This window comes from Bacteroides sp. A1C1 (genome assembly GCF_004328515.1).
GTDB lineage: Bacteria > Bacteroidota > Bacteroidia > Bacteroidales > Bacteroidaceae > Bacteroides > Bacteroides uniformis.
This window is the reverse complement of record NZ_CP036491.1, coordinates 292,515-309,448: the sequence shown is the minus strand read 5'-3', so window position 1 is coordinate 309,448 and position 16,934 is coordinate 292,515. Positions and strand designations below refer to the sequence as shown.

Sequence of the window (16,934 nt, the reverse complement as noted above, 5' to 3'; positions counted from 1 at the left end):
TATGTGCTGCAAATTTACGCAATTTCCGGCACTGCCTCAAACTTTGTTCCGGGAAAGTGCTTGGACAAATACTGCTTGATGTATTTCATCGTGTCTTCCTGGATAGTCTTATCCTCCACGGTGGGATAGAGGTTGTAGAGTACCGTATCGAGTGCGATGCCCCGGTTCTTGATGGCTTCGAAGCTCAGCAGGGTGTGGTTGATGCTGCCCAGCTTTCCGGAGGTGACGAAGATAAGCGGGTACTGCTTTTCCACAATGTAGTCTATCGTCAGGAAATCTTCGGTGAGGGGAACCATCAGACCTCCGGCTCCTTCTACGAGCACGGTATCATAGCGGTGGGAAAGTTCCCTGGTGGCACGCTCTATTTTCACGAAGTCTATCGGGCGCTTGTCTATGCGGGCGGCGAGGTGGGGGGAGCAGGGGTAGGAGAATATCTCGGGCATGGTCAGCCCCTCTTTGTCTTCCGGCAGGTAGCCGGTTCCGGTGAGGTGGCGGTGCAGGTCGATGTCCTCGGAATGGCCGGTGTTGCCGGTCTGGATGAACTTTTGGGTGATGACGCGCAGGCCGCGTTGCATAAGCTCACGGGCATACCAGGCGGTGCAATAGCTTTTTCCGGCATCTGTATCAATGCCGCTGATGAAGTAGATGTTTTTTGTTTCCATTATTTTGTCTTTTTTCGTGCGATGATATAAATAGGGTGATAGGTTAGGCTTACGTTGCCTGCGGCATCACTGAACCGGGTTGTGTATTCTTCGCAGAAGGATTGCAGGCGGCCACGCGTCCACATCCTTTTTTCCGTACCCGTGACTCCGGTTTGCTTCAGATGCTTCAGCACTGCCTGGGGAGTGGGGAAGGGCAGGGATATCACCTCTTCTTCGGCATGGAGAATATCGAAGCCGGGAGACAGCAGGGCTTGCAGCTCCTTAATGGAGGGATAGTCCAGCCCGTGCCCAGTCAGTTGGCGTATTTCGTGCATGTTTGTGGCGCCGAAGGTGCTGAAGGCAAGCAGGCCGTCTGCCACCAGTGCTTGGTGGCAGCGGGTGAAGAAAGCACCTGGGTCGTTGAACCATTGTAGGGTGGAGCACGAGGTTATCAGGTCGGTTTCTCCGGGGAAGTCGATGGCTTCGGCATCACCGGGGACGAACTGCACGGTAGTGCCGTCGCAAAGTTCCTTGACGCACTCTTCCATTTCCCGGCACAAGTCGTTCAGCAGCAGGGTTTCCGGTTGCAAGGTGTGGAGGAGGATACGCGAGTAGCTTCCCGTTCCGCAGCCAAACTCTACGACACGGTGGAAACGTGTGTATGGTTCCTTTATGAGCTGCATCATCTTCTCGGCGACTTGTTGCTGCACGCGGGCCTCCCGGGTATAGGTATTCCGGGCTTTGGCAAAGCGGGAGGCTATCAGTTGTTTGTCCATCGGGTTCAGTGGCTTGTCCATAGGTCTTGCAGGTAATGTCTGAATAACTCTTCCTGATAGTGGGCATCCTCCGTTTGCAGCACGGGGGTGCCGAGTGTTTCCCAGGCTTGCAGCTGGTTGGCTGGCGGAATGATGCGGTCGTTGCCTCCCGTTACTGCCTGCTGCCAGTGGAAGGTGGCAGCAGGCAGTGTGTGGTACATCTTCTCAATCTCCGTCAACTCATCTCTCAACTCTTCCAGCGGACGGCGGGGAGTGATTTCCAGGAAAGCTTTGAAGGCTGCTCCGTTGGCGCACATGCGGCGGAGGAATTTGTGCAGTGAAGCCCCGGTCAGTCCGTCCAATGTCCCGTGGTAGATGGCGGGTGGAATACCCATATGCTGGTCTATGGGGTAGGGTGTTCCGTTGATGGCGATGCTGTTTGCCATATGGATACCTTCGCCGGACGTACCTGGCGATGAGAGCTGTGGCATGGTCTGCGAAGCCGCCCATACCCCCATAGACCAGCCGATGAGGTTAATTTCGCGGTATTCTTCCAGTCCGGAGGCGTCAAAATCCAGTGTGCGGTAGTCATAGCACACCATGAAGTCGCTGGCTGCCGGACGATACATTTTGAAAGGAGTCTCATCGGCTCCCCAGCCGGCAAAGAACAGCAATAGCCGGGGATGATGTTCGTGTATAATGTAACTTTGTTTCATCTGTTTTTAGAATCGTATAGCGTTAGTATTCTTCTCTTCCTTTAGGGGAATAAGGGGAATCAGTTCTCCAATCTCATCTTCCCGTATGTCCGCTGTCAATGAGAAGCGGATGCGTGATGTTCCTTCGGGCACCGTGGGCGGGCGTACCGGCAGTGCATAGAACCCATGCCTCTGCAGCAACTCTGCGCACAGCACAGTGTCGGCACTGGGGCCGATAATCAGAGGGACGATATGGCTTGCGCTGGGGCATCCGTACCCTTTGGCTTGTAATGCTTCGCGCAGCGTCCGGCCGATTCTAGCCAGATGCTCGCGGCGGTTCTGCATTCCGGCAAGTTTCCGCACGATAAACAGTGTCCAGGCAATACTTGTCGGAGGCAATGCCGTGGTGAAGATGAGGGTTCGCATCCGGTTGACGAGATACTCGCGTATCGTCCGGCAGCAGGCGATGTATGCGCCGGCAGACGCCGCTGCCTTGCCGAAGGTGCCCACGAGGAAATCTATATCCCGGATGCATCCGGTTTCTTCGGCGCAGCCCAGGCCGCGCGGTCCCCTTACGCCGAATGCATGGGCTTCGTCCACATAGAGCAGTACGTTGGAGTATCTTTTTTTCAAACGCACCAATGCCGTGAGGTCGGCTTGGTCACCGTCCATGCTGAAGATGCTTTCTGTGACGATAATAAGTTGCCGGTATGTTGCATGGTGTTGTTCCAGCAGGCGTTCCAGTTGCACCAGGTCGTTGTGGCGGAAGCGGATGCAGCGTGCGGTGGATAGGCGGATGCCGTCGATGATGCTGGCATGCACCAGCTTGTCTGCCAGTATCAGGGTTTGTGCATCGCTCACGGCGGGCAGAATCCCCATATTGGCATGATAGCCGCTATTGAGCACCAGTGCTGTCTCTGTGCCGAAAAGTGTGGCGAGTTCCGTCTCCAGTTCTTCGTAAATCCCGAAGTTCCCCGTCAGCAGGCGGGAGGAGGAGGAAGTCGGCAAGAAGGTGTCCGGTGTTAGTGTCTGCAGGAATTCTTCCTTTAGCTGGCGGTCGGCAGCCAGACCCAGATAGTCGTTGGACGAAAGGTTCAGCATATGCCGGCCATCGGCTATAACCGTGCGTCCCTCGTGTGTCAGTTGCGGCAGGCGGCGCAGGTTGCTGTGTTCTTTCAATGTTTGCAGCTCTTGCTGCATATAGTTAGTTACGTTCATAAATTCTTGATATAATAATTTCCCCTTTATCCTCTCAATTCATTTCCTGTATAATTTTCATCAACCCTCCCGTCAGCTTCCTCAGCTGTTCCGGCTCTATAATGAACGGAGGCATCAGGTATACCAATCTTCCGAACGGGCGTACCCAGATTCCCTCCTCAACGAAGCGTTTTTGCATCCACGCCATGTCTACGGGTTCTTTTGTCTCAATCACCCCGATGGCTCCCAGCACACGTACATCCATCACTTGCGGCAATCGGCGTGCCGGTTCAAGCTCTTCTTGCAGTTGCCGGCTGATGCGAGTCACCTTGCCTTGCCAGTCGTATTCGGGCGAGGTCAGCAGCTTCACCGAAGCGCACGCCACGGCGCATGCCAGTGGATTCCCCATAAAGGTGGGTCCGTGCATAAACACCTCCGGTGTATGGTTGGAGATGGTATCCGCCACTTCATTCGTCGTCAGTACGGCAGACAGCGTCATGTATCCGCCCGTTATGGCCTTTCCTATGCACATGATGTCCGGTTCTACACCCGCGTGCTCCCAGGCAAAGAGTTTTCCCGTCCGTCCGAAGCCCGTGGCTATCTCATCGAATATCAGCAGCAGGCCATGTTCCTTGCATATCTGTGCCGCTTCGTGCAGGTACTGGGGGTGGTAGAACCACATGCCGCCAGCGCCCTGCACCACAGGTTCGAGGATAAGCGCTGCCAGTTCCTCGTGATGCTCCTCTACCAGTTTCCGCAGTTCCACCGTATCCCGTTCATCCCATTCGCCGTGGAAGCGCGAGCGCGGCTGCGGCACGAAATAGCGCACCGGCAATGATGCACCGAACAGCGAATGCATGCCCGTCACCGGGTCGCAGACAGACATGGCATTCCATGTATCCCCGTGATAGCCCGAACGGATAGTCACAAAATTGTTCTTCTTCGCCTTTCCCTTGCCATACCAGTACTGCACGGCCATTTTCAAGGCCACCTCTACTGCCACCGAGCCCGAGTCGGCATAGAATATCTTCTGCATGGACGGCGGGACAAGCGGTAGCAGCAACTGGCCCAGTTCAATGGCAGGGTCGTGTGTCAGCCCTCCGAACATCACATGCGACATCTTGCCCAGCTGTTCCTCTGCCGCCCGGTTCAGCGTAGGGTGGTTGTACCCGTGGACGGCGCACCACCACGACGACATTCCCTCTACGAGTGTTTCTCCGCTTTCCAGGGTGATGGTGGCGCCTTCTGCATGCTTCACCTTATACACCGGTAGCGGGTTGGTGGTGGAGGTATATGGGTGCCATAGGTGCTCTCTGTCGAACTGCGAGCCGCAGAACCGGTATCCGGCATCTTCTATCAGCACCTTGTCTTCCGACACTTTCGAGCCGAGCGTTGTCAGCAGGTCGCCCACGATGGCGGAGTTGATGCCGATGTGCAGCGCTTGCTTCACGGCCTCCTTGCTCAGTTGCGAGCGTCCTCCGGCAAAGCGGAGGAAAGCTGTCGGGTTGATGAAGCGGAAGAGGGCGATGGTGGTCAGTATTTCCTCCTCGCTGAGTGGTGCCTGCCGTTCCAGCGGTGTGCCGGGGATGGGGCTCAGGAGGTTGATGGGGATGGACTGTACTTCCAGCTCGCGCAGTGTGAAGGCGAATTCGATGCGTTGCTCCATGCTCTCGCCCATGCCGATGATGCCGCCGCTGCAGATGTCCATGCCTACGTTGCGGGCGGCTTGCAGGGTACGCAGCTTCTCTTCCTGCGTGTGCGTGCTGCACAGTTGGGGAAAGTAGGAGGGGGCTGTCTCCAGGTTGCAGTGATAGCGGGTGATGCCTGCGTCGTGCAGTGCCCGCATTTCGTCTTCGTTGAGCAGTCCCAGTGATGCGCACAACTGGATGGACGAGTGCCGGCGCATGTGCCGGGCGGCTTCGCACAGTTTCTCCATGTTTTTGGAGGAGGGCTTCCGTCCACTGGTCACCAGCGAGAAACGTGCCACGCCCTGGGCTTCATTATGCAGGGCATGCCGCAGGCATTCTTCTTTATTCACCAGGTCGTACACGTCTGCCTGGGTTTTGTAGTGCGACGACTGTGCACACCACTTGCAGTTTTCCGGGCATCGTCCGGACTTGGCATTAATGATGGAGCACATGTCGAACTCCTCCGAGGCTCGGGCCCGGGTTATCTCGTGGGCAGCTTCGTATAGCGCTTCCTTGTCTGGTTGCACAGCCAGCCATTCGGCTTCTTCCTTACTGATGTGGCTGCCGCGCAGCACTTGTTCCTTTAATTTCTGTAGGGTCATATCTTTCTTGGGTTATGTTCATGGATAAAGACAGAGGTACGGATTGCCGGGGCGGTGCAGCTCGTCATTCTGCTGCATGGCTTCCAGTAATCCGTACCTCTTATTCTCTTTTGTTTCAGGCTATGTGTGTCTTGTCCGCCCGTATTTCCGCAGGGGCGGATGACTTGTGTTTCAAAAAGAATGTGTCGGTTCGTTCCAAGCTCCGTGAGGATACTTGTCAGGGCGCTGCTGCTACCCAGCGGAATGCCGATGTCGCTTTTCCTTCCTTCCGTTTTACCCCTCCAGGCACTCTCTTCCCTGCATCCGGCATGTCCGGCAGTTCCTGCAGCTTTCTGTTTGGAGAGAGAACTGTCTGCCACGTTTTTGCGCAGGCAACCGATGGTGACACACCGCCCTATGCTGGCAAATGCAGCGTAGGCTTTTCTGCTCCAGCGGCGGAAGCGGATGGTAGGTGCGGCGGGTGATGTATTCCTCATGTTTTTTCTGCCTGATGCGGTTTTGTTTCCTTTTAGCAGATGCAAATGTAGAAAAAATAATTTCATAACGGTAATGGTCATGCATGAAAAAAACGCGCAAATTGGACTTAAGAATACTTTAGTGGGTTGGAAGGTTGTATAAAGTGAAATTGAGGCTAATTGGATGAATTGAATGGTATGGGCATAAAAAAAGGCTATCTATCCCAGACAGCCAATCTTTTGTTAACCTTAAATCTAATACTATGAAAAACACATTGCAAAGGTACGTGTTTTCTGATAATCTCCAAATTTGCAGTAGATAATATCATGTTTTATAACAAGACTTAATGGTCATTAAGAACTTTATCTGCAATATTCATCGTACATTTGCTCCTGATATATCATTCGTTTGCCCTTTATGCATTATGCATTCGGTGCAGACGGATGATGTGTTTTCGTGAACTTATATACAGACAAACAACTATAAAACAGACGTTTATAATGAAATCAATCCAGAACAAAGGAATAAACCTCACCGCAGAAGACCTCAAAAATCGAATCGCTGACAGAAAAGAACGATATGCCAAGCAGCAGGTACGACGCGAGAAATTGGAACAAACCATGGAGAACACCCGCAATGACATCGAGCAACTGGAGTATACCCTTGCACAGATGGAACGTACCGCCAAGCGCTCCCGCAATGCTGCCGCACAGCCTTCCCGTTTTGTCCCCCGCGAGCGTATCGCTAGCTTCTTTGCCCGTGTTTCCCGTTTTTTCGACCACCTTCAGCACCGCTTGCACCGTAGCTTGAACTATACTTGGTTCTGCCTTGTGCTATGCTCCCGATATACTTTTCAGAGCCGCCTGAAAAGCGTGGAACGCTGCTGTCTTACACCGGCCACGGTGCTGGGGTACTTCAAGAGGGAGAGGGAGATGTAACCAGTGACTTCGCTCTTATGGTAGAAGCAGCCTTAGGGATTAGTGCGGAACTTCTCGTTAATAGGCAGGCGAGATATAATATGGCTGTCTCTCTTAAAGAAAAATCGCTGACCGATAAGTTGCATGAAATACACAAAATGTGTGCTTCCCTATTATAGTATGAAAGTGTTGCTTTTATCAATAAGACAGTGAGGGTGTGTCATCAACCGTTTTGACACATTCATTTTTCTTGAGCAAGTTTTCTTATTGCCACTCGAACTTTCCCAGTTTTCCCTCCCATTCTAACTTTGCAACATGTTTTATTAATAAATATATGCAAAATGATAAAAGAACAAAGTTTTGAATGGCTGCTCGAGGGATGCCATCGCATTGCAGATGTGGCAGTGGCCTATTACCCAAACTACGCGTATGCCTGCTCGGCCGTAAAGGCCCTGCGCCGTTCCATTGCGGAACACGCTTGCCTGCTGAAGGATCTGACGGACCAGGGCTATACCGCCAGGACTGCCCACCTCACCCCCGTACAGATAGGCATCCTCCTGAGCTACTGGGGGATGCCCGACCACGTGAAGGATATGACCGTGAAAAATCCGTATCTTCTGGTCTCTAAAAAATATGCGAAATAGAGAATGTATTTCTAATACATTCTGATTATTTTAGTATATTATTATATAGGGTGGTGGAGGATGAGGTGAACCCCTCTCTCGCCACCTTATGTATTTCATTAATTTTTAGCCGATTCTAACTGCTTATTTGTATCCCCCTGGCTGGTCCCTTACCTTTGTCGCATTATCGAATTAAGAATAGACAAAAATGGAAAAAGAAATGAGCCCCATGACAACGGAGATGCTGAAGAAAGGCTATCTCCTCTTCCCCAAAGCCTTGTTTGAGGAACAAATGAATATGAAAACCGGAGAGAAAGCCGCCGATGCCTTCGAAGCCTTTGTCTTTGTGCTGACACACGTCAACTACAGCACGGTGACCTGCAACGTCAGGGGACACCTTTTCGACTGTGTACGTGGCGAGTCCGTACTTTCCCTGGCCCGCTGGATGGAGATATTGGGGTGGCCCCGCAACCGTACGCGCTACTTCTTCAACAAGATGTTCGACGCCGGCATCGTGGAGCGGGTGGCCAACCCCTACGTGATGCACATCCGTATCCCCGATTATGATTTCCTTACTGGCAATGCCCGTCCTAAAGCAGCCCCGCGGAAGAAGAAGGCAGCGCCGGTGGCTGGGGTGGGAGAGGACTTCTGCATCTTCTGGGAAAAGTTTCATGACATCACCGAGCATCCCAAGGTAAACATCGGCCGGGCCCGTCGCGAATGGAAAAAATTGACGGCAGGCGAGAAACAGCGGGCACTGGACAACATCGACGAATATTACGACCATCTGAACAACCAAAAATATTGTAAACAAGCCGCCACCTATCTGGCGGACAAATCTTTTGAAAATGAATATGATGACTGAAACTACTTTTTCCCACGACAGTGACCTCGAAGATGCTGTCATCGGTGCCTGCATGATAGAGCGCGCTGCCATGCCTCTGGTGGCGGACAAACTTCGTCCCGAGATGTTCTACGAGGAGAAGAATCTGGAAATTTTTGCCGCCCTGCAATCGATGTATCGCAGCGCAAAGTCCATAGATACCATCACGCTGAAGAACGAACTGGCAGCCCGTGGCAAACTCGATGCCGTGGGCGGGCCTTACGAACTGTTACGCATCAGCTCGAAGGTCAGCTCCAGTGCTCATCTGGAGTATCATGCGCTCATCCTTAGGCAATTGCACACGCGGCGTATCATGCGTACGGGATTCCAGCAACTGCTGGCGTTCAGTGCCGACGAGTCGATGGATATTGACGACATCCTGGTGGAAGCCCATCGACTGCTGGAGGGGCTGGAGGACGAGAGCGGCGTAGCCGACCACCTTCGCTCCATAGACCGGCTGATGGACGACACGCTGGCCGAGGTGGAGCAGCGTATGGAGCACGGATGCAACGGCATTACGGGTATCCCTACGGGTTTTGACGCTCTGGACCACGTTACGGCGGGCTGGCAGCGCGGCGACTTGAACATCCTTGCTGCCCGTCCGTCGGTGGGGAAGACGGCCTTTGCCCTCCACCTGGCCCGTGCCGCTGCCATGGCGGGGCGTCATGTGGTGGTCTTCAGCCTCGAAATGCAAGGCGAGCGCCTGGGAGACCGCTGGCTGCTTGCAGCTACGGAGGGGGTAGACCCGCAACACCTGCGTAGCGGTCAGCTCACACCCGGCGAGGTGAGGCAGGTGCATGAGGCGTCTGCCGAGTTGTCGCGGTTGCCCATACTGATAGACGACCATCCGATGACGAGCATGGACCGCGTGCGTTCTTCCGCCCGCCTGCTGAAGAGCAAGAATCGCTGTGACATGGTGATTGTGGACTATCTGCAACTATGTGACATGAGGAGTGACCAGAAAAACCGCAACCGCGAGCAGGAAGTGGCGCAGGCAAGCCGCAAGGCAAAGCTGCTGGCCAAGGAGCTGGATATCCCCGTACTGCTGCTGAGTCAGCTGAACCGGGCGAGCGACGGTAGCATAGACCATCGCCCCACCCTGAGCAACCTGCGCGAGAGCGGCGCCATAGAGCAGGATGCGGATATGGTAATGCTGCTTTGCCGCCCTGCCCTCTACGGCAAGACCGTCGATAAGAAGAGTACTTATCCCACCGATGGCCTGGGTATCGTCATCATAGCCAAGCACCGTAATGGCAAAACCGGTGAAGTCTATTTCCATCATAACCAAAGCATGACAAAACTGGTGGACTACATACCACCATTGGAGTGGCTGACGAGGAATGCAAAGTGATGGATGGAAATTTATAGAATACAGAGACACAAAGACACGGAGATTTTTCTTATTGCTTGAAAAACTCTGTGTCTCCGTGTTTTTTGTAGTAAAAAAAATGGCAAAACACTTGACTTCCGCTTCTTAATGTTGTATCTTTGTAATGTGCTTAAGAAAAGGAATAATCATTGATTCGGGCGCCCTATCCCTTCCCTTACCCACTTCTCTCTTATAACTCATTTTTCTTAACTTAAACCTTAACTTTTTAAATTTATGGATGTAATTGTAGAGCGCTTCCAGCGCCGTAAAATCGTGAGCAACCCGGCTTCGCCCATGTTGTACTATCTCCGTCAGAAACCCAAGACCTGCGGCACCGTGGACATCGATGTCCTTGCCGCCTCCATTCAGAAAAACTGTGCCATGACGAAGGGCGACGTGAAGCACGTCATCGAAGCCCTGGTGGAGGAGATTCAAGGCAACCTTGCCAACGGCGACAAGGTGAAGCTGAACCAGCTGGGCACTTTCCACATGACGTTCCGCTGTCCCGGCATGGAGGCCTCGGACAAATGTACGGTGCGCAATATCTCGAAGGTGAATATCCGCTTTATCCCCGACAAGGAGTTGAAGCTGGTGAACGGCAGTACCGCCGTGACCCGTAGCCCGGCGAATGTGGGCTTTGTGCTCGACAAGCCCGAGGAGGGCGGCTCCGGCGGCGGCAATCAAGGCGGTGGTTCCGGAGGCGGCTCCGGCGACGACGGCGACCAGGGCGAAAATCCGCTGGGATAAAAAAGGAATGATTAATGGTTAGTGATTAAGGGTTAATGAACACAAGCAAATCGTTTATCGCTAATCAATCCCTAATGATTAACCATTAATCATTAGCCATTAATCCTTAATCACTAATCCTTAACCATTAATTCTTAACCATTAATCCTTAATTTTATGAGTACAAAATCATCCGTTTGGGATAAGATTCTGAAAGTGATAATCGCTGTAGCCTCCGCGCTTATTGGTGCCCTGAGCGCCCATGCCATGACAGTGTAGCGGGTTTCCTTCACTTTTAATTTTTAATTTCTAATTTTTAATTCTCATGAGATTCATCAATCTTATCGTCGTCCATTGTTCCGCCACCCGCTGCGACCGCTGCTATACGGAGCACGACTTGACGACAGACCACCTGCGCCGGGGCTTCTCCGGCGCAGGTTATCATTTTTATATCCGCAAGAACGGTGACATCAAGTCCCTGCGTCCCTTGTCCCTGCCTGGTGCCCATGTCCGGGGGTGGAATGCAGGTAGCATCGGTGTCTGCTACGAAGGCGGTCTTGACGAGTGCGGTCGCCCTGCCGATACACGCACCCTTTTCCAAAAGCACTCCCTGCGTGTGCTTGTGTTGCTGCTGCTGAAGGATTATCCCGGTTCCCGGCTTTGCGGTCACCGCGACCTGAGCCCCGACCTGAACCATAACGGGGAGATAGAGCCGGAAGAGTGGGTGAAACAATGTCCCTGCTTTGATGCGGCGACTATACTGACAGAACCGCCACCACCCAATCCGGCATGCTTATAAAATGTTTTTATTCTCTTTCTTTGTGCTTTTCTCGCGCACGTATATATATAATGTATAGTTATTTTCTCTCTTTTTCCTTTCTTCAAAATTGTTCATGCGAAATGCTTTTATGAATCAGTAAGTTACAAAAAAGTTTCATTTTTATTAAAAGAAAATGATAGATATGTTTGGCTTGTATTGTTAAATCCTATACCTTTGCACTCGCTTTCCAAGAGAAGGAAAGTGGTAAGATTGAAATACTGAGACAGAAGTGTGGAAGGTGACACAGAGAAATAAAGAGAGATAAAAATATTTTTCGAAAAATATTTGGAGCTTATTAATAATTCTCTTTATCTTTGCAGTCCGATTCGCAAAGAAAAAGAATTTTTCTTGTTTTACTTTTCTTATCCTTGTTTAAAGGATTTGAAAATACAGAAAAAAAGAAAAAACTTCCGAAAATATTTGGAGGATATACTTAAAAGTTCTTACCTTTGCATCCGCTTTCTGAAAAGAACAGCAATCGTGAAACGAGCGATCTTTGAACAGATTTACATAAACAATACAAGTAGTACAAGAGCAAGGTTTTTCCTTATCAATGGGGAAAGCCTTGGGTAAAACAAGAGAACCGTCAATACTTATTTTATATAGGTAAAGATAAACTTTTGAATTCGAGCGTCCTGAACAGATAACAAGCTGTCGCATATTAATTTTTTTAATTTGCGCAGTCACGATACTTTTACAATGAAGAGTTTGATCCTGGCTCAGGATGAACGCTAGCTACAGGCTTAACACATGCAAGTCGAGGGGCATCAGGAAGAAAGCTTGCTTTCTTTGCTGGCGACCGGCGCACGGGTGAGTAACACGTATCCAACCTGCCGATGACTCGGGGATAGCCTTTCGAAAGAAAGATTAATACCCGATGGTATATCTGAAAGGCATCTTTCAGCTATTAAAGAATTTCGGTCATTGATGGGGATGCGTTCCATTAGGTTGTTGGCGGGGTAACGGCCCACCAAGCCATCGATGGATAGGGGTTCTGAGAGGAAGGTCCCCCACATTGGAACTGAGACACGGTCCAAACTCCTACGGGAGGCAGCAGTGAGGAATATTGGTCAATGGACGAGAGTCTGAACCAGCCAAGTAGCGTGAAGGATGACTGCCCTATGGGTTGTAAACTTCTTTTATACGGGAATAAAGTTAGGCACGTGTGCCTTTTTGTATGTACCGTATGAATAAGGATCGGCTAACTCCGTGCCAGCAGCCGCGGTAATACGGAGGATCCGAGCGTTATCCGGATTTATTGGGTTTAAAGGGAGCGTAGGCGGATGCTTAAGTCAGTTGTGAAAGTTTGCGGCTCAACCGTAAAATTGCAGTTGATACTGGGTGTCTTGAGTACAGTAGAGGCAGGCGGAATTCGTGGTGTAGCGGTGAAATGCTTAGATATCACGAAGAACTCCGATTGCGAAGGCAGCTTGCTGGACTGTAACTGACGCTGATGCTCGAAAGTGTGGGTATCAAACAGGATTAGATACCCTGGTAGTCCACACAGTAAACGATGAATACTCGCTGTTTGCGATATACAGTAAGCGGCCAAGCGAAAGCGTTAAGTATTCCACCTGGGGAGTACGCCGGCAACGGTGAAACTCAAAGGAATTGACGGGGGCCCGCACAAGCGGAGGAACATGTGGTTTAATTCGATGATACGCGAGGAACCTTACCCGGGCTTAAATTGCAAATGAATGTTCTGGAAACAGATCAGCCGCAAGGCATTTGTGAAGGTGCTGCATGGTTGTCGTCAGCTCGTGCCGTGAGGTGTCGGCTTAAGTGCCATAACGAGCGCAACCCTTATCGATAGTTACCATCAGGTTATGCTGGGGACTCTGTCGAGACTGCCGTCGTAAGATGTGAGGAAGGTGGGGATGACGTCAAATCAGCACGGCCCTTACGTCCGGGGCTACACACGTGTTACAATGGGGGGTACAGAAGGCAGCTACACGGTGACGTGATGCTAATCCCTAAAACCTCTCTCAGTTCGGATTGGAGTCTGCAACCCGACTCCATGAAGCTGGATTCGCTAGTAATCGCGCATCAGCCACGGCGCGGTGAATACGTTCCCGGGCCTTGTACACACCGCCCGTCAAGCCATGAAAGCCGGGGGTACCTGAAGTGCGTAACCGCGAGGAGCGCCCTAGGGTAAAACTGGTGATTGGGGCTAAGTCGTAACAAGGTAGCCGTACCGGAAGGTGCGGCTGGAACACCTCCTTTCTGGAGTGACGTCTCGACTCGATCGTTGGTTCTTGAAGTTATGCTTCCATAAGAACCTCTTGTACTGCGCGTACTTGTTTATTAAAATATACGAGAAAAGTAGAAGCCGAGCCGTAAGGCGAGGGTTTGACTGACAGTCCTATAGCTCAGTTGGTTAGAGCGCTACACTGATAATGTAGAGGTCGGCAGTTCAACTCTGCCTGGGACTACTTCTCAGTTGGTGACCGACCGGTTACGATTTAGCGGGTCTTTCATCAATGGTGAAGGGGGATTAGCTCAGCTGGCTAGAGCACCTGCTTTGCACGCAGGGGGTCAACGGTTCGAATCCGTTATTCTCCACTTCTCAAGATTAGGAATTATCTTTAATCCTTAATCCTTGACAACGATCTTTGACATGATGTGACCAAAAAAAGTAAAGTTGAAAGCTGAAAGTATATATCGACCATACGTGATCGGTAAGACAAAAAGTAAGTAAGGGCACATGGCGGATGCCTTGGCTCTCGGAGGCGATGAAGGACGTGATAAGCTGCGATAAGCCGCGGGTAGGTGCAAATGACCTTTGATCCGCGGATTTCCGAATGGGACAACCCGATATCCTGAAGGGATATCATCCCGCAATGCGGGAGGCTAACGCAGGGAACTGAAACATCTTAGTACCTGCAGGAAAAGAAAATAAATAATGATTCCCCCAGTAGTGGCGAGCGAACGGGGAACAGCCCAAACCATCCATGTTACGGCATGTGTGGGGTTGTAGGACCACGTTGTGGCAAGAAAGTTGGTGAGCAGAATGTTCTGGAAAGTACAGCCATAGAGCATGATAGCTGCGTATGCGAAGCCAACCGAAGCCTAGTGGTATCCTGAGTAGCGCGGAGCACGAGGAATTCTGCGTGAATCTGCCGGGACCATCCGGTAAGGCTAAATACTCCCGAGAGACCGATAGTGAACCAGTACTGTGAAGGAAAGGTGAAAAGCACTTCGAACAGAAGAGTGAAATAGTTCCTGAAACCATGTGCCTACAAGCGGTCGGAGCACTTTTAGTGTGACGGCGTGCCTTTTGCATAATGAACCTACGAGTTACTTTTTCCGGCGAGGTTAAGGATCTCAGATCCGCAGCCGAAGCGAAAGCGAGTCTGAACAGGGCGTATAGTCGGAAGGAGTAGACGCGAAACCAAGTGATCTACCCTTGGGCAGGTTGAAGGATGGGTAACACCATCTGGAGGACCGAACCAATAAGCGTTGAAAAGCTTCTGGATGACCTGAGGGTGGGGGTGAAAGGCTAATCAAACTTGGAGATAGCTCGTACTCCCCGAAATGCATTTAGGTGCAGCCTTGACTTATACTGACATGAGGTAGAGCGACTGATAAGATGCGAGGGCTTCACCGCCTATCAAGTCTTGACAAACTCCGAATGCGTGTCAGTTCTATGTCAGGAGTGAGGGCATGGGTGCTAAGGTCCATGTCCTAAAGGAGAACAATCCGGACCAACAGCTAAGGTCCCGAAATGAATACTAAGTTGAACTAACGAAGTCAGATTGCTAAGACAGCTAGGATGTTGGCTTGGAAGCAGCCATTCATTTAAAGAGTGCGTAACAGCTCACTAGTCGAGGAGTTTGGCGTGGATAATAATCGGGCATAAGTATTCTACCGAAGCTTTGGGATGAGAAATCATCGGTAGGGGAGCATTCCACTCAGCGTCGAAGGTAAGGCGTGAGCCTTGCTGGAGCGTGTGGAAAAGCAAATGTAGGTATAAGTAACGATAAAGGGGGTGAGAAACCCCCTCGCCGAAAGACTAAGGTTTCCTGATCAACGCTAATCGGATCAGGGTAAGTCGGGTCCTAAGGCTCAGCCGAACGGCGAGGCCGATGGCAGAACCGGTTAATATTCCGGTACTACCTTAAGGAGTGACGTGGAGACGGAGTCGTGACAGCGCCGCGGACTGACGGAATAGTCCGTTGAAGGGTGTAGATGTTGATTGTTCCAGGCAAATCCGGAATGAGAGTCGAACCTGACAGTATGGAGCGTCCTTCTGGACAATCCAATAGTGCGTGTAATCATACTTCCAAGAAAATCCGCTAAACTTAATCCTTACGGTACCCGTACCGCAAACGGACACACGTAGTCGGGTTGAATATACTAAGGCGCTTGAGTGATTCACGGTTAAGGAACTAGGCAAACTGACCCTGTAACTTCGGGATAAAGGGTCCTCAAGCAATTGAGGCGCAGAGAATAGGTCCAGGCAACTGTTTAACAAAAACACAGGGCTGTGCAAAATTGAAAGATGAAGTATACAGCCTGACACCTGCCCGGTGCTGGAAGGTTAAGAGGAGACGTCATCGCAAGAGAAGCGTTGAATTGAAGCCCCAGTAAACGGCGGCCGTAACTATAACGGTCCTAAGGTAGCGAAATTCCTTGTCGGGTAAGTTCCGACCTGCACGAATGGTGTAATGATCTGGACGCTGTCTCAACCGTGAGCTCAGTGAAATTGTAGTATCGGTGAAGATGCCGATTACCCGCGATGGGACGAAAAGACCCCGTGAACCTTTACTATAGCTTAACATTGAATTTGGGTAATTGATGTGTAGGATAGGCCGGAGGCTTTGAAGCGGGCACGCCAGTGTTCGTGGAGCCGCTGTTGAAATACGGCCCTTTGATTATTTGAGTTCTAACCCGCTGTTGCGGGGACACTGTTTGGTGGGTAGTTTGACTGGGGTGGTCGCCTCCAAAAGCGTAACGGAGGCTTCTAAAGGTGCCCTCACGACGATTGGTAACCGTCGGCAGAGTGTAATGGCATAAGGGCGCTTGACTGGGAGACTCACAAGTCGATCAGGTAGGAAACTAGAGCATAGTGATCCGGTGTTTCTGTATGGAAAGGACATCGCTCAAAGGATAAAAGGTACTCCGGGGATAACAGGCTGATCCCTCCCAAGAGCTCATATCGACGGAGGGGTTTGGCACCTCGATGTCGGCTCGTCACATCCTGGGGCTGGAGAAGGTCCCAAGGGTTGGGCTGTTCGCCCATTAAAGTGGCACGCGAGCTGGGTTCAGAACGTCGTGAGACAGTTCGGTCTCTATCTATCGTGGGCGCATGAAATTTGCGTGGCTCTGACACTAGTACGAGAGGACCGTGTTGGACTGACCTCTGGTTTACCGGTTGTGCCGCCAGGTGCATTGCCGGGTATCTAAGTCGGGATTGGATAAGTGCTGAAAGCATCTAAGTACGAAGCCAGCCACAAGATTAGATTTCTCAGGGTCGTTGTAGACTACAACGTTGATAGGACGCAGGTGTACAGGCAGCGATGTCATAGCCGAGCGTTACTAATTGCCCGTTCACTTTTTGCC

The 16,934-nt window shown here is 51.3% G+C and carries 13 protein-coding genes, 2 tRNA genes and 2 rRNA genes; 11 read left to right on the top strand and 6 right to left on the bottom strand.

What is annotated here, in order from left to right; all coding sequences use genetic code 11:
- Window positions 1–14: 14 nt before the first annotated feature.
- From bioD to EYA81_RS01310, 6 genes are read right to left on the bottom strand one after another with little or no spacing between them, the layout of a single operon-like run.
- Window positions 15–662 carry a dethiobiotin synthase gene (gene bioD / locus EYA81_RS01335; RefSeq protein WP_117601234.1) on the bottom strand — a complete coding sequence of 216 codons (648 nt, stop codon included), beginning with the start codon at window positions 660–662 and terminating at the stop codon, window positions 15–17.
- On the bottom strand, window positions 662–1,438 hold the full coding sequence (gene bioC, locus EYA81_RS01330) for a malonyl-ACP O-methyltransferase BioC (RefSeq protein ID WP_117601233.1): 777 nt from the start codon (window positions 1,436–1,438) through the stop codon (window positions 662–664). The genes bioD and bioC overlap by 1 nt, the downstream gene beginning before the upstream one ends.
- A complete protein-coding gene (locus EYA81_RS01325) occupies window positions 1,423–2,112 on the bottom strand; it encodes a pimeloyl-ACP methyl esterase BioG family protein (protein ID WP_131225285.1) in 690 nt (229 codons plus the stop codon). Before EYA81_RS01325 ends, bioC begins: the two co-directional genes overlap by 16 nt.
- A 6-nt stretch (window positions 2,113–2,118) precedes the next feature.
- Window positions 2,119–3,309, bottom strand: a complete 1,191-nt coding sequence (locus tag EYA81_RS01320; RefSeq protein WP_117601232.1) for an 8-amino-7-oxononanoate synthase — start codon at window positions 3,307–3,309, stop codon at window positions 2,119–2,121.
- Between the two features lie 34 nt (window positions 3,310–3,343).
- Window positions 3,344–5,578 (bottom strand): adenosylmethionine--8-amino-7-oxononanoate transaminase, encoded by a 2,235-nt coding sequence (gene bioA, locus EYA81_RS01315; protein ID WP_117601231.1) that lies wholly within the window; start codon window positions 5,576–5,578, stop codon window positions 3,344–3,346.
- The gene (locus tag EYA81_RS01310) at window positions 5,575–6,054 is read right to left on the bottom strand and encodes a hypothetical protein (protein WP_117601230.1); all 480 of its coding nucleotides are present in this window, start codon (window positions 6,052–6,054) and stop codon (window positions 5,575–5,577) included. Before EYA81_RS01310 ends, bioA begins: the two co-directional genes overlap by 4 nt.
- 480 nt (window positions 6,055–6,534) lie before the next feature.
- On the opposite strand from EYA81_RS01310, the gene EYA81_RS01305 reads away from it, so the two are divergent.
- From EYA81_RS01305 to EYA81_RS01250, 11 genes are all read left to right on the top strand, one after another.
- Entirely contained in the window at window positions 6,535–6,972 is a 438-nt protein-coding gene (locus tag EYA81_RS01305) for a hypothetical protein (protein WP_005831111.1), read from the top strand.
- Between the two features lie 320 nt (window positions 6,973–7,292).
- Window positions 7,293–7,595 (top strand): DUF4248 domain-containing protein, encoded by a 303-nt coding sequence (locus tag EYA81_RS01295; protein ID WP_005831107.1) that lies wholly within the window; start codon window positions 7,293–7,295, stop codon window positions 7,593–7,595.
- 187 nt (window positions 7,596–7,782) lie between these two features.
- The gene (locus tag EYA81_RS01290) at window positions 7,783–8,439 is read left to right on the top strand and encodes a hypothetical protein (RefSeq protein ID WP_008664714.1); all 657 of its coding nucleotides are present in this window, start codon (window positions 7,783–7,785) and stop codon (window positions 8,437–8,439) included.
- Entirely contained in the window at window positions 8,429–9,808 is a 1,380-nt protein-coding gene (gene dnaB / locus EYA81_RS01285; protein WP_131226404.1) for a replicative DNA helicase, read from the top strand. Before EYA81_RS01290 ends, dnaB begins: the two co-directional genes overlap by 11 nt.
- Before the next feature lie 252 nt (window positions 9,809–10,060).
- Window positions 10,061–10,573, top strand: coding sequence for an HU family DNA-binding protein (locus EYA81_RS01280; RefSeq protein WP_005837397.1), 513 nt, complete (start codon window positions 10,061–10,063; stop codon window positions 10,571–10,573).
- 156 nt (window positions 10,574–10,729) lie between these two features.
- Window positions 10,730–10,831 carry a smalltalk protein gene (locus EYA81_RS19105; RefSeq protein WP_005837396.1) on the top strand — a complete coding sequence of 34 codons (102 nt, stop codon included), beginning with the start codon at window positions 10,730–10,732 and terminating at the stop codon, window positions 10,829–10,831.
- Window positions 10,832–10,877: 46 nt separating this feature from the next.
- Window positions 10,878–11,351 carry an N-acetylmuramoyl-L-alanine amidase gene (locus EYA81_RS01275; protein WP_035448724.1) on the top strand — a complete coding sequence of 158 codons (474 nt, stop codon included), beginning with the start codon at window positions 10,878–10,880 and terminating at the stop codon, window positions 11,349–11,351.
- Between the two features lie 717 nt (window positions 11,352–12,068).
- A 16S ribosomal RNA gene (locus EYA81_RS01265) occupies window positions 12,069–13,595 on the top strand.
- 135 nt (window positions 13,596–13,730) lie between these two features.
- Window positions 13,731–13,804 (top strand) — tRNA-Ile (locus EYA81_RS01260).
- Window positions 13,805–13,860: 56 nt separating this feature from the next.
- Window positions 13,861–13,934, top strand: a tRNA-Ala gene (locus tag EYA81_RS01255).
- A 122-nt stretch (window positions 13,935–14,056) separates the two neighbouring features.
- Window positions 14,057–16,934 (top strand): 23S ribosomal RNA (locus tag EYA81_RS01250).
- The 16S and 23S rRNA genes sit together here with 2 tRNA genes alongside, the layout of an rRNA operon.